This window comes from Desulfofarcimen acetoxidans DSM 771, assembly GCF_000024205.1.
GTDB classification, from domain to species: Bacteria; Bacillota; Desulfotomaculia; order Desulfotomaculales; family Desulfofarciminaceae; genus Desulfofarcimen; species Desulfofarcimen acetoxidans.
Genome location: NC_013216.1, coordinates 1913406 through 1933924, shown reverse-complemented (window position 1 = coordinate 1933924; position 20519 = coordinate 1913406). Strand labels below are relative to the sequence as shown.

Here is a 20519-nt window from a genome sequence, read left to right as displayed (position 1 = left end):
ACGGCATATTAAGGGCACGTGGTTGTCAACTCTAACTCTGTATTTGGTTGTCTACCAAATCCACTATTTCTTTTTTTACGAGGATCTCAAAATAATTGATTGATAAAAACCAATGTTCTTTCGAGAACTTCTGTCCCTTAATACATCTAACTTTCAGGGGGCATTTTTTTTTATTTCACCCACAAAAATCACTTAGTTAGTATGTCTACACCAAAATATCTTTCCAACACTGCTTAGGCCCCAACCCTAATATTGTTTATAGTAAATTTTAGGGTGTATCAAGCGGGAATTCTTTGTTCCGTTATACCTTAGTTTGGCGTAAGATTTTTCCAAATGCAGTCGTAGCAAGGGCTAAGGTACTCTTAAAAAAATGCGTTCGCTACTACAGCCAATTTTCGGCCTTTTGTAAAATGTTTTTAACATGCTTTACGTCCACAATTGATTCACATCCAAGCGCTTTTAATATTTGTTGTTGCTTTTCGGAGACCTTTGTGATATTTAAGTGTGTCTTTGCCTCCGATTTATCAAAGACCCAGCGATTAGCCTTGCACTCAGCTAATAAGGCTAAAACCGTCTCAGTTGAATTGGAAATTCCGTGCTCCTTAAGTTGGAGCTCAATATCATTTCTCAGAAAATAGGCTAGCATGCAAACAGCAACATGGGCCCTTACTCTTTTCTCCCTGGTTAAATAAATTGGACGTAATTCAAGATGTGATTTTATCTCCCTAAAGGCTTCTTCAATTTTATTTTTCCGTCGATACCACTGTACTATTTCCTGAGCAGATATACGCTCTTGGGTAATATTGGAGATAAAACATGTGATTCCATACAAACGTTGTTCTTTCTGCAAAGCAGTGTTGTCAATAGTATCTGAAAGCTGAAATGATTCAACAGTACGAGATTTACCAGTTTTAGTTGTAACGGTACGAGAACAGGGCGTAATCTGAACGGACAAATATTTATGAACATGAAACCGTTTCGAGATTTTGCTGATTTCTCGCTCAAGAGTGTCACGATTTCTTGATTTTTTGGCTTGTTTCAAATCCCCATTTTTTTTGATTAGCCACCTATTAATTTGTTCTACCTTATTTCTTTGTATTTGGTGCTCATCAAGAAAACGTGCCACGTCAAAAGTTATAATGTATCGCCGATTATCATCTTCAAATTCTCGGTAATACAATATGTCATCATCTATTGGTTGAAATTCCTGCATCGCCAAGACTTGTTCCCAGTCCTCCGGCATAGGAGGGGTTGGCAATGCTGTTTCGAAAAATGATAATACGTTAATCTCGTCCCTGTCCATTGCCGAAACATAATCCCAATTTGTTTTCTCTAATGTTTTAAGGTTATCAGCAGATACCATACCTCGGTCAAAAACCATGGTGCAGTGTTGTATGGGAAAACAAGTCTTGACGTTTTGGATTAAGTCGCAAACTGTGGAAACATCCTGAGTATTACCCTCCAGCAACTTCCAATAAAAAGGGTAACCATCCGGGGTAATCATCAAAGCAATAACAATTTGTTCGCAATCGGGACGGTGATCCCGCGAGTAGCCAAACTTAGTAAGTACGCAGCGACTTCCTGTTACATATGTAGAGGTAATATCATAAAAAAACACATCCAGGCTATTTGGTCGCTTTTCTTGAATTTTACGAAACATATATGACTGTAGCTCGGTTTCTCGCTGGCATAGTCGGTCTAGTTCTCGAAAGATATCAAATGCATTCATTGACAATGGATCTGTATCTATATAGGCAGGCAGTACTGTTTTGGTCATCCACTCCTGCACATTGCATTTCGCAACCGGGTCAATACAACGGTTAATTACCATACCTGTAACCCAGCGGTCATCCTGAAAGAACTCGTGAAACTGCCATTGTTGCCAGATATGAACCAGAACAGCTACATCTAAATATGCTCCATGCTTTGTGACAACAATATCATCAGATTTGGCCACAACAAGATCTTGGTTAGAGTGGGCATTAAGCGTTAAGCGTAACCGATCGGCTGCTTCATCATCAAGAGGGCCAATTGCAAAAATTAAGCGGTGTTTAACTTTACCGTTGTCTCTAAATGATTCGACTATACTATAATGGGAGTATTTTTTCCCTTTGACTGTCTTAACGGATTTCTTGAGAAACATCGTAGCCTCCAATTTGTTCGCGACTACTATAATTCTATCAGAAATCCAGTATATATCAAGGTTTTATTGGTGTATTCATAAAAATATTCGCTACTACATTTTTATTATTAGTGCCGTGTAAGCCTTGATATAGCTGGGGTTGGAAAATATTTGCGCCAAAGTCCGGGTTATACAGAAACATCGTTATATGCAGGAACATCTTATTATCATTCTAGCTGCAAAGTGCATTGGGCACAGCTTTACTCAAATTAAGCATACAAAGCATAAAAATTTCATGATAATACACAACTAGGCTTTTGTCATTTCATTGAAAGTACCCTTGTACCGAATAGAATATTGTACTTCTTAAATACATATAATATAATAATATTAATAGTGGTTCAGGTTAGGTTAATGTGGGGCACATGGTTGCAAATCATTCCCGGTTTACCTACCGAGCCACTATTAATTTAGGCGGGTAACGTGGCATTTTTTGATATTGAATCATAATATCACCTCCTTCACTTAATATAAACCTAACTTCCGCATTATAAAAAATCAATACTGTAAGATAATGGTGAATAAGTAATATTAATTACAACCACAAAAATATATGATCCACAAAATGGAGAGCAGTTGGTTTTTGGTGTCGATCCATTACTAATAGCAAAAAACTATTAGTAATGGATCGTCATGGACCTACAACTTATTTTAGAACAACTTGCCAAATTGCCACCTGAAGCGTTGATGAAGATAATGCCAGAATTAAAAGTTGAGGTTCCGAAGTCAAATCCTTCAGGTGCAGTACTATCGGTGTTTTTTAGCCAGAAGTCTTGGCATCGGCAAAATAATTGACGATTTTATTGGCGAAGAATATATTACTTATGAACATCTACGTGAAGACAGAGCTAACGGTACTAATTGTCGGGTAAGCACTGGTTTTGTATGCGAAATAATGATTGGTGACATGGTGCGCAGAAATAAAAACCTTACCCGTTTATATAAATTTGAAGAAGCTTGTGAGAATTGACAGGTCGAAACAATACTCGGCATACCGTCCCAAAAATTCAATGATGACAAAATGGGCAGAGCGCTTGATGCTGATTACCCAAACACTATGAGGCTTATGAAACAGAATACACGTTTAAAGTAGAAATGGATCCTCCACCCAAAAATAAAGAGAACAAAAAGCGACGCAAAAAAGGTGAACAAAAACTTGCAAAACATACTGTAAGGGCCATTATTTATGTTATTTATTGTGATTTGAACAAAAAACCCAAGGAAGAGGAACGTCGTCAAAAACGCATAACCAACACAGAAGATGCTTTATTAGAACTTAATGGCAAGCTCAACAAACGCAACTTAATTACCAAGGAAGCCTGTGATAAAGCAGTAGATAATATTTTTAAAGGCCAACCTGAAATGCGTAGACTGTTTAATGTAACAGTAGAGCTAAATCAGCACAATGCGCTTGTTATGTCCTGGTCAAAAGATGAGGCGGTAATTCCAGAGCTTGAGAAAACTGACGGTATTTTTGTGCTTTTAACCAACCACGACAAAGAGAAAGTTGATGCTAACGAACTGCTTACCCGCTATCGCAGTAAAAACGACATCGAAATCAGTTTTAGATCTTTGAAGGGATCCCTTGATTTACAACAGATTTTTCTTCGCAGCCCGAAAAGAGTAGATGCCTATTGTTTTTTAAAAGTATTGGCTATGCTTGTACTAAATTTAGCTGCATGGTTGTTAGCTAAAAACGGAAAAAAGATGTCTCCCCAAAAATTACAAAAAGAACTCGACGATCTAACTATTTCAGAGCAAAGGTTGCAACCCATTGGCGTGCGTCATTGGGTTGGGACGAATATTCCTAATACAATTGATGTATTGGTTAAGTTGTTTAACTTACCACATCCACTTGAGTTTAATAGAGATCATTAATTCATAAATAAATTTTTCTTATCAAATAGAGAAATGGTTTAATGATAATCTTAAAAAATAACGTTTGGCAATAGTTTCTAATTAGGTAATCTCTTAGTGCGAAATCTGGATATAAATTATGTGATTTTGCTTCAATAACCCTAATTAACCAACATTAAAGTTAAAAGAGTGGTCACAAAATACATTACGTTAATGTATCGGATAGGATGAATCATTAAAGAACATTTTTTAAATAATATGGCTTACATCCCTTATGCAAGAAATAATTTTACGGAACTTTCCTGGACAGTAACACTTAAAACCTTTCTAGCTGCGAGTGTATATAGCACATCATTAGTAAACAAAGCATTATATTAATTTACCACTATTTATTTATCTTCATAAGCCGTTAGTTATACTATTTAATATTTATTTAAAGTTATAAATATTTGGGCATACGCCCAAATAAAAATTTATCATAATTTGTTTTATTATGCAATAGGAGATATTGTCGACAAAATAGAATAATTGGGTCATACATCTATTTTTTGTCATAAATATAGATATCTCTAATACATATATTAAAAGCCAAGGAAGACATCTCCCCCGGCTTTTCCTTTTTATTACGCTGTTTATCCGCATTCATTACTACCTGCAGCCAAGCCAAAAAAACCACGCAAGGCGCGCAAATACTAGGTTTTTACCTTTACAAAGTAGAGCAGTGGGGTTACCACCGCCCCCTCATCAGTAGGGTCGAGGACAGGCGCGGTAGCAGTTCTAGACCTTGTGAGGCCAATCCGGTTCTCTCCTTTCGGGCGAGTGTCCCCCTCAAGCGGGTCATCTGCCCCGTTTCCAACCCCCGCCTCGTCAAACGCAGCGTGCAGATTTCCCGCACTGCGCTTTCCTGCTAACTTCACATCAAGGGTTATGTGACCTATTGTGCTGGCAGCGCTTTCGGATTTTTGTAGTGCCGTATCTTATAATCCGAGTATAAACCTAAGTTCTGATACAGCCAATTCCTACTCCACCTGTCCCAGCCAAAGCCTTTGAGATTACGGGCTCGCATTAGATGTCGCCGTACTTTCTTCTCAATCCAGTCCTTTACATAGCCAAAGCAGCGACCGGAGTTCCCAACTCGATAGTAATTCACCCATCCACGTAGAACAGGGTTAATGAGTTCAATAACTCTGCTCACTGGTTGTGATTGAAAACGACGAAATGTTTCTTTTAGTTCGGTCAATATTTTGGTGCGTGCTTTCATTTTTGGTGTAAATAGTACTCCCCATTTACCTTTGCGAGTTCGGCTCCTTCGAAAGTCAAAGCCTAAGAAGCCAAAACTTTCTCCGTTGGCTAGGTTTACTATCCGGGTTTTCTCTTCATTAAGTTGCACGTCAAGTTTTGTTAACTCTTCAAGTAAGCGCTGATAGACAGCCTTTTCCAACCAATTCCATTTAGGGTAAGCATCAATTAGAATCACAATATCATCGGCAAACCGAGCATATTCAATGTGTGTGTATTGTTCATGCCGTGTTACTTCTTTTGCCTTTTCAAGCATTTTATCTACCTCATTGAGATATAAATTTGCTAAGAGCGGAGAAATAACACCCCCTTGAGGAACGCCCCGTTTGCCACTAGCTTTGAGTATAAGCTTCAGCAGCCGCATCACGTTTTCGTCGTTGACTCTTTTTGCTACCTTCTTGAGTAATAAGTCATGGCGAACTGTATCAAAATAAGACCTTAAATCAAGATCGATAACACGTGTTTTATTTTCCACAACTGCTTTTGCTACTCTGTCAATTGCTTGGTGGGGATTCCGCTTAGGTCGGTATCCATATGACCCTTCTTGGAAATCAGCCTCGAATATTGGCTCAAGTATAAGCTTGAGTGCTCCCTGAACTACCCGATCGCGAATTGTTGGTATACCCAATATCCTATATTTACCATCACCCTTAGGAATTTCTTTTCTACGGTTCTGGGTCGGCCAATACGTACCAGAGATAAGTTCCTTTTGTATTTGTTGCAGAAATATTTCTATCCCGCTTGCCTCAATATTGTCAAAGGTTATACCATCAATTCCGGGTGCTCCATTTTTATTTTTGGCCATTTTGTAAGCTTCTTGGAGTGTTTCTATCTTACATACGTGAACGTACAATCCCCAAAATCTCCAGGTTTTATCGGCCTTCGCCTTGATGTATATCTTCCTTCTCAGGTCCTGTATGTTTATGGACGCCTTTATCATCTCGTCCTTACCTCCCATCTTGTTGGAAGAATTGCTAACAGTAGGGTTCCTTTGCTTCCCCGGTATTACCCAGATTCATTGCTCCTACGAACCCATCCGCCACCCTCTTGCCTTCAATTCATTTCCCAGTGTTTCTGGTTATAGAATCTACCTTTTTCTAAAAATTTCTTTTTAGGGCAAGGAGGGCTTCTCCAGTTGCTCAGTGTATCCTTGTTACCATGCTGTCGCTACCACCCCGCCGAAGTGGAACAGTTGTATCAGTCAGTTTTCAACTGTCCATGCTGCTTTCACCCTACGGTTGCGGGCTCAGCCTTCGGGACTACGCACTTTCGAGGCCACCTATGCGTTCGCTTTCGCTACGGCCTGGCAACTCGCTATCATCCCTTGGATAATATTGTCGATAGACTCCAGAATCTCAGTTTCCTTTAACCCTGCTATCCTAGCTACAAGGTTTCTGACTTTTACCTCGGCAGGTTTCTCCCCTGCTGAATACACCAGCCTTTGCTGGACATACAACCGTACGTGCGGTTTTCTCGCATACGGCTTTCCGATATTCTTCTTCCTTCAGCATTCAGCCAACCCGCATCCGGGCAAGGCCACAACGATAGATGAGTTCGCGTATTTCATTCATGTTACCCAGTCTATGCTGGCGTTGCCTTTTGTAGTTAAACCATTCCGTAAACCTCTGTACAATATACCTGTCTATGTGCCAAAGTTTCTCCTGTGCGAATTCCCGGTTACTGTAAAGGAAGTTGCTGAACGTTTCGGCGTCAGTAAGCACGTGGTTATATTATCTGTTAGACAAAGGCCTGCTTAAAGGTACAAAATTTGCGCTTGGTCGACCATGGAATATTTTAGTTGACAAGGAGACTGAAAAGTTGTTGTCTGAGTGGGTATCCAAATCCAAACAAATTCTTTAATTCCAAAACGTGTTTGAGGGGAGTGCAGTATGAATAAACCATGGGAATTCCCAATGGACGTTTTTCATTTGGTTTATCCCGTTTCGGAATATTCACTCTGCGTACGGGCAAGGGGTTATATATTCCTTCTTTGAGTTCCTTATGAAGTTTTTCAAGTTCTTCATCGTTTACTGAATATTTCGGAGCGTGAGTGCACGTTAACCGTTTGACGTTGTGCACACCTTCCGCTGATATTGGGCATAGCTTCCGTCGAAAGTGAGTCCAACTGGAGACAGAATTATCTTGATTATGGTTAGGGGAATCTGGTGCCGGTTGCCTCGACACCGATTCCTAAAAACTCAGATTTAATCCACAATACCCTTTCTCTTATGCATGGAGTCTCCTTCAATCACAATTCTGTAGGAGTCGTGGACTATTCTGTCGCAGATAGCGTCTGCAAGCGTCGGTTCGCCGATTTTAAGATGCCAGCCGGCAACATCGAATTGGGAACAGAAGATGGTAGAGCCTTTTTTATGCCTTGCCTCGACGATTTCAAGCAGATCCCGTGCTTCACTCTCTTTGAGAGGGAATAGCAGCCACTCATCTAAAATTAATAATTTCACTTGCTTGTACTGCTTGATAACCTTGCGGTAGGTTCCTTCGCCGCGGGCGATTGCCAACTCGCTCAGCAGATCTGGTAATCTCACATATTTCACGGTGTAGAAGTTTCGGCTGACCGCCATTCCGAAGGCATTGGAGAGGTAGGTTTTACCACTTCCTGTCGCCCCGAGAATAACCACATTGTGATACTCCTGGATGTAATTGCAGGTAGCCAGTCTGATTATCTGTGCCTTGTCAAGCTTTCGGTCCGGGTGATACTCAATGTCCTCGACGCACGCGCCGCTGATAGCGTAATCGGCCTTTTTGATGAGTCGGTCCATCCGGTTATTCTTACGTACCGCCCACTCCGCGTCAACAAGCAGACCTAGCCGCTCTTCAAACGATAATCTATGGAAGGAGCTGTCTTTTAACTGCTCACGGAATGCTTGTGCCAGGACACTGAGCCGCATCTCATGCAGCTTGGATACAGTGTTATCGTTTAACATCAGTTATTCCCCCTTTTATAGTAATCAGCACCACGTGTAAAACCATACTGGGATGTCTCTGGGGCGTTTCCGATGCGTCTTTGCTATCAAGCAGCTTGTCCTGTCCGGATTTAAGGATTGCCTGTACATTTTTTAGGCTTGGGTGGACGGTATAGGATAGCGTCTTTGCGCAGGCGGCTTCTAGACGTTTTACGGAATACCCCCTAAATCGGCCCAGTTCATCCATCGACTCACGCTGTGTCGCTAGAACACCTCTCAGCGGCCCGGATTAAAGACTCCAAGTAAATTCGACATACCTATACAGTGTACCCCCCCGACAGGGAATCTTCGCTTGCCACGGGCAACATCGTAGCTTTGCGAGGGGTATTAGTGAGCGACTGTAGGATTGAGGTGAAGGCTTAACCATAGCACAGAAATGCAAGAAATGAATAAAGCCGAGGATTTTGTTCTCCAGCCCCCGGCTTCTTGTATATTTATAGTTCGCACATTTTAATTACTATAGCGTTACCCTACTCGATTTAGACCAATGGCGGTCATGAATCGGTATTTCAAATTCTTCAATAAGGCTTTTAAATAAAACATACAGAAACAATAAGGAGGTCTTTTAACAGATATTTGTTTTTCTTCTTGAGTAGAAAACTAACTATATATCCTGTATAATAATATCCACAGGGTTGTATTGATTAGTGCTGTTGTTCTAATAAACTGCATCTAATAGGAGGAAGTAAGGTGATGTGGGATCAGCGTCGTCATACAAATTAACAGACGAAAGGTAATAATTGGTTTATTGATGGCGATAGTTTTGGCTGCTATTGAAGTAACAATAGTAAGTACAGCTATGCCAACTATTGTTAGGGATCTAGGGAACATCCATTTAATGAGTTGGGTTTTTGCTATTTATCTGCTGGCCACCGCGATAACTACACCAATTTATGGTAAGCTAGCGGATCTTTTTGGGCGGAAAAAGGTATTTACCATTGGAATTGTTATATTCTTGATCGGATCTTCGCTTTGTAGTTTAGCTCATTCTATGGCCCATCTAATCTTTTTTCGGGCGATTCAAGGAATAGGGGCCGGGGCTTTATTTCCGGTTAGCTTGACGATTATCGGTGATATTTTTAATATTGAGGAACGGGCAAAGATCCAAGGACTAATTAGTGCAATTTGGTTCATTTCAGGAATTCTGGGCCCGCTTGTCGGAGGCTTTATTGTTGATTTATTATCTTGGCATTGGATATTTCTGATTAATATACCTTTCGGGTTGCTTTCGATCAGCTTGATCAAACTCTTTTTTCATGAGCAATTTACTAAGAAAAAGCGCTATATTGACTATCCGGGAGCCATCACTTTTACAATCGGTATGACTTCCCTATTATATGCGATTATTTTAGGTGGTCAGAATAAGGCTTGGATCTCGCCAATTACTTTGAGTTTATTGATTAATGCAGTAGGTTTTCTGTCTCTATTTTATTTTATTGAGTTGAAATCACCTGAACCTATACTCCCGCTTAATTTATTTAAGTTGCCGATGGTAATGGTTCCGAACTTAGCTACTTTCTTTTTGTGTACGGTCTTAATCGGTTTGAATGTTTACTTGCCTATATGGGTTCAAGGGGTGTTAAGCTATAAAGCAACTGGTTCTGGGATTGCCTTAATTCCCATGTCTGTGGGGTGGACACTGGGGGCTTTCTACTGTGGAAAGCTATTAATGAAGTTTAGTGTACGTAATACCACTTCATTAGGGGCCGGTGCCATTCTGGCTGGTTGTAGCTTGCTGGTGGCGATGGGTTTTTCGATTTTTGAATTGATTTTTGGGATGTTTATTATCGGACTGGGGTTTGGTTTAGCTCTGACTTCGTCCGGTATCGTGATCCAATCTTCCGTGGAATGGAATTTGCGTGGTTCTGCTACGGCTCTTTTTACGTTTACCCAAGCACTAGGTCAAACAGTTGGAGTGGCAATGCTGGGGGTTTTATTTTATCATACAGTTAGCACTGGCTCAGCAACCTTGAACAAAGAAGTACTTACTTTTGGTTTACACAATATTTTTATTGCCCTGAGTGTAATATCAGTCTTAGGCTTGTTTATTAATTTATGGATACCTAAACAAAAACTATCGGGTTCAAAGCTGCTATAATTTAAACTAATTCTACTTTACGGTAAAAAGCCGAGGCACACAACTACCCCGGCTTTTTCTTCGTTTCACAGCGATGACCACCCATTCCTTACTACCAAAATTTAAGCTCAAAAAACACCGCAACCCGCGTAATCATTGGGATTTTACCGTTCTATCCTTATTACACACTCCACATGGCTTGTATGCGGAAACATGCTTAATCCTATAGTGTCGATAAGTAGGTTACATGAAGCATTGTAATACCTTACTTGTATTTACAAAAAAAGCTGTACTGATAACATGTACCAACAACCAGCAAAAAATAATGCTGCTGCCTGTCGCACAAGCAAAAACCCTCTAGAAAAATCTCTAAAGGGCTTTAATAAATTCTCATCTAGTTCCATCAAAACTGCACAGCGTGAATATAAGGTCAAGCGTTCGACCTATTAGTACCGGTCAGCTAAACACATTACTATGCTTACACACCCGGCCTATCTACCTGGTGGTCTTCCAGGGGTCTTATTCTTGCGAAGGGAAACCTAATCTTAAGGTGGGCTTCGCGCTTAGATGCTTTCAGCGCTTATCCCTTCCGGATATAACTACCCGGCATTGCCGCTGGCGCGACAACCGGTACACCAGTGATCCGTCCATCCCGGTCCTCTCGTACTAGGGACAGCTCCTTGCAAGTTTCCTGCGACTGCGATGGATAGGGACCGAACTGTCTCACGACGTTCTGAACCCAGCTCACGTACCGCTTTAATGGGCGAACAGCCCAACCCTTGGGACCTACTACAGCCCCAGGATGCGATGAGCCGACATCGAGGTGCCAAACCTCCCCGTCGATGTGAACTCTTGGGGGAGATAAGCCTGTTATCCCCGGGGTAGCTTTTATCCGTTGAGCGACGGCTCTTCCACTCGATACCGCCGGATCACTAAGCCCGACTTTCGTCCCTGCTCGACCTGTATGTCTCGCAGTCAAGCTCCCTTTTGCCTTTGCACTCTGTGAGCGCGATTTCCAACCGCGCTGAGGGAACCTTTGGGCGCCTCCGTTACTTTTTGGGAGGCGACCGCCCCAGTCAAACTGCCCGCCTGACAATGTCCACCGGCCTGATTCAAGGCCGTATGTTAGAACTTCAATACTGCAAGGGTGGTATCCCAACGTTGGCTCCGCCAAGGCTGGCGCCCTGGCTTCTCCGCCTCCCACCTATCCTGTACATGCAATACCAAAATCCAATATCAAGCTGCAGTAAAGCTCCACGGGGTCTTTCTGTCCTATCGCAGTTAGCCGGCATCTTTACCGGCAGTTCAATTTCACCGAGCCCCTCGTTGAGACAGTGCCCAAATCGTTACGCCTTTCGTGCGGGTCAGAACTTACCTGACAAGGAATTTCGCTACCTTAGGACCGTTATAGTTACGGCCGCCGTTTACCGGGGCTTCAATTCAAAGCTTCGAGTTGCCTCTGACCTCTCCTCTTAACCTTCCGGCACCGGGCAGGCGTCAGCTCCTATACTTCATCTTAGCGATTTAGCAGGAACCTGTGTTTTTGGTAAACAGTCGCTTGGGCCTTTTCTCTGCGGCCTCTTCACGCTCCGAATGTATAAATCTTCACGTTAATGAGGCACCCCTTCTCCCGAAGTTACGGGGTCATTTTGCCGAGTTCCTTAACGAGGGTTCTCTCGCGCGCCTTAGGATTCTCACCCTACCTACCTGTGTCGGTTTGCGGTACGGGCACCAATGAGTCTCGTTAGAGGTTTTTCTTGACAGTATGGGTTCAACCACTTCGGTACTTGTTTTCCCTCCCCATCACTTCTCAGGCTTTGTGTCAGACGGATTTGCCTGTCTGACGCCCTACGAGCTTGGACGCGCTTTTCCATCCGCGCGCTTGGCCTACCCTCCTGTGTCACCCCATCCTGATAACGACTTTTGGTGGCATAGGATTTTCAACCTATTGTCCATCGCCTACGCCTTTCGGCCTCGGCTTAGGTCCCGGCTTACCCTGGGCGGACGAGCCTTCCCCAGGAATCCTTAGGTTTTCGGCGGGCAGGATTCTCACCTGCCTTTTCGCTTACTTATACCGGCATTCTCACTTCCATACGCTCCACCGCTCCTTACGGTACGACTTCGCCGCATATGGAACGCTCCTCTACCATGTCTTGCGACATCCGTGGCTTCGGTGACATGCTTTAGCCCCGTTACATTTTCGGCGCAGGGCCACTTGACCAGTGAGCTATTACGCACTCTTTGAATGGTGGCTGCTTCTAAGCCAACATCCTGGTTGTCTGTGCAACCCCACATCCTTTTCCACTTAGCATGTCTTTGGGACCTTAGCCGACGGTCTGGGCTGTTTCCCTTTTGACTATGAACCTTAGCACCCATAGTCTGACTCTTGAGTATTCTTTAATCCGGCATTCGGAGTTTGATTGAGTTCGGTAACCGGTGAAGGCCCCTAGCCCAGTCAGTGCTCTACCTCCGGATTTTTTTCTCAAGGCTAGCCCTAAAGCTATTTCGAGGAGAACCAGCTATCTCCGGGTTCGATTGGCATTTCACCCCTACCCACGTTTCATCCGCCTCCTTTTCAACGAAGGTCGGTTCGAGCCTCCACTTTATTTTACTAAAGCTTCACTCTGAACATGGGTAGATCACCCGGTTTCGGGTCTACTCCAACGGACTTGCCGCCCTATTAAGACTTGCTTTCGCTTCGGCTCCGTCTTTTCTGACTTAACCTTGCCCGTTAGATGTAACTCGCCGGTCCGTTCTACAAAAAGTACGCCGTCACACTTTTAACGTGCTTCGACTGGCTTGTAAGCATACGGTTTCAGGTTCTTTTTCACTCCCCTTCCGGGGTGCTTTTCACCTTTCCCTCACGGTACTAATCACTATCGGTTGCTGCAGGTATTTAGCCTTGGGAGGTGGTCCTCCCTGTTTCCCACGGGGTTCCTCGTGTCCCGCGGTACTTGGGATCCACTCTAAACTTCTCGCCTTTTCGCCTACAGGGTTGTTACCTTTTATAACGGGCCTTTCCAGGCCGCTTCGGCTAAAGCAATGGTTTGTGATGAGTGTCCCGCTACCCCTAATCTGCAAGCAGTTTAGGTTTTGGCTGGTCCCTTTTCGCTCGCCGCTACTCGGGGAATCGCTGTTGCTTTCTTTTCCTCAGGGTACTAAGATGTTTCAGTTCCCCTGGTGCCCTCCTGTAACTTATGTATTCGGTTACAGGTGACGAGGGTTTGCCTCGCCGGGTTGCCCCATTCGGATATCCACGGATCGTTGCCTGCTTGCGGCTTCCCGTGGCTTTTCGCAGCTTGCCGCGTCCTTCTTCGGCCTGCAGCACCTAGGCATTCGCCGTATGCTCTTTTTTGCTTGACCTATTTTTTGCGCTTGAGAGTTCTATTTTGTTAAATAGAGCTTTCTTTTACTTCACGCTGTGTAGTTTTCAAAGAACTTTTTTATTGTTTAACCTACTTTTGGTTGCTGGTCTTTGGGTAGTTAGGCTATCCCAGAGACAACAACCCCGGCACTTTGTGCCGGCAAGATGTTATTTTACTCTTTGTTTTAACTCAAGTCAACAGCTAATTTCTGGCTATTGATCATGTGTTAGAAAAAACCCCTCTTAGGGGTAAATTTAGTTTCCGGCAACGTCTTACTCTCCCAGGGGGTAACCCCAAGTACCATCAGCGCTGAAGAGCTTGACTTCCGTGTTCGGGATGGGAACGGGTATGACCTCTTCGCTATTGCCACCGGAAAAAGTCTCTCAAAACTAAACAGTTGTGTCGATGGATGTCGACCAATATTGAGATATGGAGATTTTGTTAGCTGTGTGAGATTTCTCTCCCTGTGGCTAACCGTTAACTTCCAACATCCAATATCCTTAGAAAGGAGGTGATCCAGCCGCACCTTCCGATACGGCTACCTTGTTACGACTTCACCCCAATCACCGACCCCACCTTCGACGGCTCTCTCTCTTGCGAGTTAAGTCACCGGCTTCGGGTGTTGCCGACTTTCGTGGTGTGACGGGCGGTGTGTACAAGGCCCGGGAACGTATTCACCGCAGTATGCTGACCTGCGATTACTAGCGATTCCGACTTCATGTAGGCGAGTTGCAGCCTACAATCCGAACTGGGACCTGTTTTTAGGGGTTGGCTCTACTTCACAGTTTCGCTTCCCTCTGTTCAGGCCATTGTAGTACGTGTGTAGCCCAAGACATAAGGGGCATGATGATTTGACGTCATCCCCACCTTCCTCCGTTTTGTCAACGGCAGTTCTGCCAGAGTTCCCACCTCTATGTGCTGGCAACTGGCTGTAGGGGTTGCGCTCGTTGCGGGACTTAACCCAACATCTCACGACACGAGCTGACGACAACCATGCACCACCTGTCTCCGTGTGCAAGTAAACTTGCAAGACCATGTTTCCACAGCGGTCACGGGATGTCAAGCCTTGGTAAGGTTCTTCGCGTTGCGTCGAATTAAACCACATACTCCACCGCTTGTGCGGGCCCCCGTCAATTCCTTTGAGTTTCAGTCTTGCGACCGTACTCCCCAGGCGGAGTGCTTATTGTGTTAACTGTGGCACCGAGGGGGTCGATACCCCCGACACCTAGCACTCATCGTTTACGGCGTGGACTACCAGGGTATCTAATCCTGTTTGATCCCCACGCTTTCGCGCCTCAGTGTCAGTTACAGGCCAGGAAGTCGCCTTCGCCACTGGTGTTCCTCCTAATATCTACGCATTTCACCGCTACACTAGGAATTCCACTTCCCTCTCCTGCACTCAAGTCTACCAGTTTCAGAAGCAGTCTCCAGGTTGAGCCCGGAGTTTTCACTTCTGACTTAATAAACCACCTACTCGCCCTTTACGCCCAGTAATTCCGGACAACGTTTGCCACCTACGTATTACCGCGGCTGCTGGCACGTAGTTAGCCGTGGCTTCCTCTTATTGTACCGTCATTTTTCCTTGCTGTTTACAAGAAATCTGTTCGTCCAATATCACAGAGCTTTACAATCCGAAGACCTTCTTCGCTCACGCGGCGTTGCTCCGTCAGGCTTTCGCCCATTGCGGAAGATTCCCCACTGCTGCCTCCCGTAGGAGTCTGGACCGTGTCTCAGTTCCAGTGTGGCCGATCACCCTCTCAGGCCGGCTACCCATCGTCGCTTTGGTGGGCCGTTACCCCACCAACTGGCTAATGGGACGCGGATTCATCTGTAAGCGGCAGCATTGTAAAGAGGCCACCTTTTCTCTTTTCACCATGCGATAAAAAGAGGTTATCCGGTATTAGCACCGGTTTCCCGGCGTTATTCCTGTCTTACAGGCAGATTATCCACGCGTTACTCACCCGTCCGCCACTAAGTTAAGCAAAAAGTAAACTCTTTTCTTAACTCCGTTCGACTTGCATGTGTTAAGCACGCCGCCAACGTTCGTCCTGAGCCAGGATCAAACTCTCCGTTAAATATGTGAAAAGTTTGATTGCTCATTAAGATTTGGCTTAAATTTCGTTAAAAGTTAAAACTTTTGACGAGGTTTGTTTAATTTCATCCATCTTACACTGTTTAGTTTTCAAAGACCTGTTGCCGCCTTACAGCGACGAATTGTATTTTAACAAATTATCTTCTCCCTGTCAACAACCAATTTATGTTTTTCACTTTACAGAGAGTGTTATAATGATAGCACATCATCAAAGTTATGTCAACCTAGAATCTGTGGAGCGGAAGACGAGATTCGAACTCGCGACCCTCGCCTTGGCAAGGCGATGCTCTACCACTGAGCTACTTCCGCAAATGGTGCCGCGGGACGGAATTGAACCGCCGACACGAGGATTTTCAGTCCTCTGCTCTACCAACTGAGCTACCGCGGCTTGAGTGGCGGAGCTGACGGGAGTCGAACCCGCGATCTCCGGCGTGACAGGCCGGCATGTTAGACCACTACACCACAGCTCCGTTTAATGTTTTCTTACGCCGCACCGTAGCGACATTTATTATCATACTACTACATCTTATTAATGTCAAGCAACTTTTTAAAAATCAAATTCGACTCTTCCATTCCTTATAATCAAAGGGGCGTCAAATTTTTTGCCGTTCTTTGAAATAAAACCCGGCTGTTTTTCAAGCCGGCCTTTTTCTAATAATATACGTGCCATTTCTACAGTTATATTTTTACCCAGTATCACCTTCCAAATCACAAATTGGCAACCCGCCCTGTAGTCACTGCAGCTATAGCTTTTCGGATACTCCACAACCGGTCTGCCGCACAAAGGGCATTTACCTATAATATCCCTATTGTTTCTCAACGGCTCACCCTCTGTTTTCTGCCGCCTGGCCAGCTCGACAACCTGCCTGGTTTGTTCAATTATACCGGACATAAATTCTCCCGGATTAAGCTGCCCGTCCTCAATATCAGCCAGAGCTTTTTCCCAACGGGCAGTCATCTCCGGGCTCTTCACCTGTTCCGGGACCAATTTTATCAAATTCTCGCCTTTTTCAGTAGGCAACAACGTTTTTTTCCTACGCTCAATATAGCCAACCTTCAGCAGTCTTTCTATTATTGCGGCACGCGTGGCAGGAGTACCCAACCCGCTGCCCCGCATGGCTTCTTTCAACTCCTCATCGTTGAGCAACCTGCCTGCACCCTCCATTACTGAAAGTAATGCCGCTTCAGTATATCTCTTAGGGGGATTAGTCTTCTTCTCTTTAATATCTGTCTTCGTCGTCAAGACACTTTCTTCGTTTTCAATCACCGGCAAAATACCCTGTTCATCATCTACAAGTTTGTCCTGAACCGGATCATATACTGTTTTCCAGCCTTTATCTAATTCTACCCGGCCACGGCTAAGAAACGTTTCCTGCTTAACCTCGGTAATTACCTGAGTTTGTTCGTATCGGGCCGGAGGGAAAAAGGCTGCCAAAAATCTCCTAACTACAAGATCATAAACTCTGCGCTCATCAGAACTTAGCTTATCTAAATCAGGTTTTACGTTTGTAGGAATCAATGCTGTATGATCTGTAACCTTACTGTCATTAATATAACGCTTGTTTAAAAAAGCTTTACGTTCCTTAATCAAATGAATAAAATTTTCATACTCCGCAACTACGGCTAACGCTCCTAAGCGCTGCGGTATGGTTTTTCCCATTTCTACCGTTATACAGCGACTGTCGGTGCGCGGATAGGTAATCAACTTTCTGGATTCATATAATTCCTGGGCCACAGACAATGTTTTAGCTGCCGAAAGACCAAATTTTTTGTTTGCTTCTTTTTGCAAATCATTTAGATTAAATAACAGGGGGGGGTGTTCAATAATGTCTTTTTTTTCAACACTGACAACCTGACCCGGTTGGCCTGTTACTTTTTTCTGAATATCCCGAGCTGCTTCCCTGGCAGCAAACTTGGTCTGCATAGCCACCGGCTTGTCTTGACCATTACTGCTGGGAACCGCTTCTCCCATCACTGAAGGTATCCCGCCCTGTGCTGCTTCAAAAGAAGCTGCAGGGTTTTGATTAGTTTGCTTTTGCCCTACCTGAATAGGAATTTCCCAATTTTCAACAGCTTTCTTCTCCTTCTTAAACCATTTACCGATATAGGTCTGGCCGTTCTCCTTTGTAAAAAGAGCAAACAGCTCCCAGTATTTTTCCGGCACAAAAGCTCTAATTTCCTGTTCCCGGTTAACAATTAAGGCTAAGGTAGGAGTTTGCACTCTACCTACGGAAAGCAATTGATTATGCTTAACAGTAAAAGCCCTGGTAGCGTTGATGCCAATTAACCAATCAGCCTGGCTGCGGGCCTCTGCGGCAAAAGCCAGCCTGTCCAAATCATTACCGGGCCTCAAATTATCAAAACCCTTGCGCACCGCAGCAGGAGTAGTTTCAGACAACCAGAGCCGCTTAAAAGGTTTTTGGCAATCAGTCAGCTTATAAATATAACGAAAAATCAACTCCCCTTCCCGCCCTGAATCAGTAGCACAGATTATGTCCCCCACATCATTTCGATGCAGCAAAGACTTAACGATATTAAACTGTTTTAATGTAGCGGAAACCGGCTTTAATTTAAACTCTCTCGGTAAAATAGGCAGTGTATTTAAAAACCATTTTTTGAGAGCTGCATCATAATCATCAGGCTCGGCCAAAGTAACCAGATGTCCGATAGCCCAGGTTATTATGTAAGCATCGCTTTCAAGGTAGCCGTTGCCCTTATTAAAATTTCCCAGAACATTGGATAGGTCACGCGCTACAGACGGTTTTTCTGCTAAAACAAGCTGCTTCATTGCATTCCCTCACATAAAACATAATTTATTTAAATCTTAATACCTCAAAACCAGGGCGCGCAGACTTCAAAGGAATATACTGACACTGCACTTTTCCACCCGAAAAATCAAGAAAAACTACCTGTGGAACCCGCACCAATTCCCATTCTAAGGCCAGTATACGAGAAATGGAACCGGGGTTGATAAAAATCTTCCCGTCTATTTCTTCAGCAGGATAACCTAAATGTGCATGACCACAGAGAGTAAAGTCAGCTTCAGTTAGAGGAGCTACCTGGTGAATCATAGTTGCAGGTACATGAGGTGAAAATGGCTGGGGTAAAAGCATCCCGTGCACAATATGAATAGCTATATCACAATTTTTCTTCTTCACACAATACGAGTTAATTTTGTTTTCTTTATCTATACCGGCATTATAATGCTGTCCTGAAAGCTGCAAAGTAAAGCCCGCCTGTTTAAGGTATATCTTATCACCGGGAGACAACAACCTGAACAAACCACGACTGGCTAAAAACCAGAGCATGGTATTCTCTATCGTAGATAGTTTTTGTCCCAATAAATCATGATTCCCGCTCACTATATAAACAGGGACTTTTATTTGCTCTAAAAAATCTACTGACATTTGAACCGCTTTGGCAGGAGGCCAGGGCAAATCAAATAAATCCCCGCCATGCAGCAAATAATCAACCGAAAATAGCTCAACCAGTTGAACAATTTCCTGCAATTTAGTTTTAAGGGATTCATAATAATTATCTATCCTGTATTTCGGATTACTGGCCCTGATATGCGTATCAGTAAAATATAATAGACGCAAGGATTACAACCCCTTATTGACACACATTTGGCGGTATTGTATGATATTCGCGGGTTAATTTTTATAATAATATTGACCAACATACAGTCTAAATGAATCAATCACTATATATTTATACTAATTGGAAAGGGGAATGAGAGTATGGGTACTATAGATCCTAATGAATCTATCATGAACTATGCTATGGATCAAATAAAAAATAATTTGGTTTGGGATTTTAATGTCGAGAAAGAATTTATCAACAGAAAAAAAGGTTACGGGTTTGTAATTGATTTAAGAAATTGTACACCTTTTCTGGTACTCTACAAAATGGCTCAATATGTTAGCGTTAGTCATAACTGCCCCCAACAGCCGCCTCAGGAATTAATGCTGGAGGCGCTTAGGGAAAGAGGTGTCAGCCTGGAAGAAAGCGGCCTTTATAATATTAACTCCCAGCTGCGTACTTGGATTGAGGAAAATATTTTAAAATAAAGTTTATGATCAACAAGCTTAAGCCCCAAAACAGTATAAAAACCCCTCTGTTTATATTTAACGAGGGGATTTATTTTTTAACTACCCGCTTCTCACCTGAATGCATTTCAAAGTGTCAATTTTCCAGCAAGTGAAGTTTATCTTTCCGCTGCTATTAACCTGATCTACCTCAGACATAGGAGTTAACTCCAGTATTAAGGGTATATAATCAGACTCATTGGGATTACCGTTGCCTTCTCTCGAAATAATCGGTATTTTAGCATGAACATCGTCAAGATATACTATATCCCCGATGACAAAATCGTCTAGCACACCAGTCAAATTCTCCCTCAAACTATTTATAATCGGACCCAGGGTATTATCCAAAAAGCTTTTTTCTCCCGTTAAATTCATAATCATACTCACGCTGGCATCTCCCAAAACATAAAACCACATTCCTATAAAATAACCCTGCCCCCGCCTGTCCAGGAGTCTCCAAAAAGCCATTGAATCATTATTTTTTATTGCTTCAACAAAACTATAGGCCACTTCACGACCATAATCTTTATTCATATTTGTCAAAATAGCTTTCACCTCTAAGTATTATTCGATTA

10 protein-coding genes, 3 tRNA genes and 3 rRNA genes are annotated in these 20519 nt (G+C 43.4%); 4 read left to right on the top strand and 12 right to left on the bottom strand.

All coding sequences use genetic code 11. The features are described from left to right. Nucleotides 1–382: 382 nt before the first annotated feature. The gene (locus DTOX_RS08955; RefSeq protein ID WP_015756162.1) at nucleotides 383–2143 is read right to left on the bottom strand and encodes an IS1634 family transposase; all 1761 of its coding nucleotides are present in this window, start codon (nucleotides 2141–2143) and stop codon (nucleotides 383–385) included. Nucleotides 2144–2921: 778 nt separating this feature from the next. Here DTOX_RS08955 and DTOX_RS24230 point away from each other — a divergent pair. Continuing rightward, the gene (locus DTOX_RS24230; RefSeq protein ID WP_015757383.1) at nucleotides 2922–3152 is read left to right on the top strand and encodes a hypothetical protein; all 231 of its coding nucleotides are present in this window, start codon (nucleotides 2922–2924) and stop codon (nucleotides 3150–3152) included. A gap of 125 nt (nucleotides 3153–3277) precedes the next feature. Continuing rightward, nucleotides 3278–4060 carry an IS1634 family transposase gene (locus DTOX_RS24225; protein WP_015757382.1) on the top strand — a complete coding sequence of 261 codons (783 nt, stop codon included), beginning with the start codon at nucleotides 3278–3280 and terminating at the stop codon, nucleotides 4058–4060. Between the two features lie 913 nt (nucleotides 4061–4973). On the opposite strand, the gene ltrA is transcribed toward DTOX_RS24225, so the two are convergent. Then, nucleotides 4974–6278 carry a group II intron reverse transcriptase/maturase gene (gene ltrA / locus DTOX_RS08935; RefSeq protein ID WP_015757381.1) on the bottom strand — a complete coding sequence of 435 codons (1305 nt, stop codon included), beginning with the start codon at nucleotides 6276–6278 and terminating at the stop codon, nucleotides 4974–4976. A 1264-nt stretch (nucleotides 6279–7542) separates the two neighbouring features. Then, nucleotides 7543–8283, bottom strand: a complete 741-nt coding sequence (gene istB, locus DTOX_RS08925) for an IS21-like element helper ATPase IstB (RefSeq protein ID WP_015757380.1) — start codon at nucleotides 8281–8283, stop codon at nucleotides 7543–7545. A 787-nt stretch (nucleotides 8284–9070) separates the two neighbouring features. On the opposite strand from istB, the gene DTOX_RS08915 reads away from it, so the two are divergent. After that, the gene (locus DTOX_RS08915; protein ID WP_422698396.1) at nucleotides 9071–10420 is read left to right on the top strand and encodes an MDR family MFS transporter; all 1350 of its coding nucleotides are present in this window, start codon (nucleotides 9071–9073) and stop codon (nucleotides 10418–10420) included. Between the two features lie 405 nt (nucleotides 10421–10825). Here DTOX_RS08915 and DTOX_RS08910 read toward each other — a convergent pair. From DTOX_RS08910 to DTOX_RS08875, 8 genes are all read right to left on the bottom strand, one after another. After that, a 23S ribosomal RNA gene (locus DTOX_RS08910) occupies nucleotides 10826–13762 on the bottom strand. 261 nt (nucleotides 13763–14023) lie between these two features. After that, nucleotides 14024–14138 (bottom strand): 5S ribosomal RNA (gene rrf, locus DTOX_RS08905). Nucleotides 14139–14268: 130 nt separating this feature from the next. Continuing rightward, nucleotides 14269–15839: ribosomal RNA gene (locus DTOX_RS08900) — 16S ribosomal RNA — on the bottom strand. Together the 16S, 23S and 5S rRNA genes with 3 tRNA genes alongside form the textbook arrangement of a ribosomal RNA operon. A gap of 251 nt (nucleotides 15840–16090) precedes the next feature. Continuing rightward, nucleotides 16091–16165 (bottom strand) — tRNA-Gly (locus tag DTOX_RS08895). A 3-nt stretch (nucleotides 16166–16168) separates the two neighbouring features. Further along, nucleotides 16169–16244, bottom strand: a tRNA-Phe gene (locus DTOX_RS08890). 5 nt (nucleotides 16245–16249) lie between these two features. Beyond that, nucleotides 16250–16326, bottom strand: a tRNA-Asp gene (locus DTOX_RS08885). Nucleotides 16327–16403: 77 nt separating this feature from the next. Then, entirely contained in the window at nucleotides 16404–18644 is a 2241-nt protein-coding gene (locus DTOX_RS08880) for a DNA topoisomerase III (RefSeq protein ID WP_015757378.1), read from the bottom strand. A 25-nt stretch (nucleotides 18645–18669) separates the two neighbouring features. Beyond that, the gene (locus tag DTOX_RS08875) at nucleotides 18670–19455 is read right to left on the bottom strand and encodes a metallophosphoesterase family protein (protein ID WP_015757377.1); all 786 of its coding nucleotides are present in this window, start codon (nucleotides 19453–19455) and stop codon (nucleotides 18670–18672) included. Nucleotides 19456–19596: 141 nt separating this feature from the next. Here DTOX_RS08875 and DTOX_RS08870 point away from each other — a divergent pair, with 141 nt between their 5' ends. Continuing rightward, on the top strand, nucleotides 19597–19926 hold the full coding sequence (locus tag DTOX_RS08870) for a DVU0772 family protein (RefSeq protein ID WP_015757376.1): 330 nt from the start codon (nucleotides 19597–19599) through the stop codon (nucleotides 19924–19926). 81 nt (nucleotides 19927–20007) lie between these two features. On the opposite strand, the gene DTOX_RS08865 is transcribed toward DTOX_RS08870, so the two are convergent. Then, the gene (locus DTOX_RS08865; RefSeq protein ID WP_015757375.1) at nucleotides 20008–20487 is read right to left on the bottom strand and encodes a hypothetical protein; all 480 of its coding nucleotides are present in this window, start codon (nucleotides 20485–20487) and stop codon (nucleotides 20008–20010) included. Nucleotides 20488–20519: the final 32 nt, after the last annotated feature.

Coding starts and splice junctions, on each gene's coding strand:
- DTOX_RS08955 (WP_015756162.1), bottom strand. CDS start 2,143: ATGTTTCTCAAGAAATCCGTTAAGACAGTCAAAGGGAAAAAATACTCC.
- DTOX_RS24225 (WP_015757382.1), top strand. CDS start 3,278: ATGGATCCTCCACCCAAAAATAAAGAGAACAAAAAGCGACGCAAAAAA.
- ltrA (WP_015757381.1), bottom strand. CDS start 6,278: ATGATAAAGGCGTCCATAAACATACAGGACCTGAGAAGGAAGATATAC.
- istB (WP_015757380.1), bottom strand. CDS start 8,283: ATGTTAAACGATAACACTGTATCCAAGCTGCATGAGATGCGGCTCAGT.
- DTOX_RS08880 (WP_015757378.1), bottom strand. CDS start 18,644: ATGAAGCAGCTTGTTTTAGCAGAAAAACCGTCTGTAGCGCGTGACCTA.
- DTOX_RS08870 (WP_015757376.1), top strand. CDS start 19,597: ATGGGTACTATAGATCCTAATGAATCTATCATGAACTATGCTATGGAT.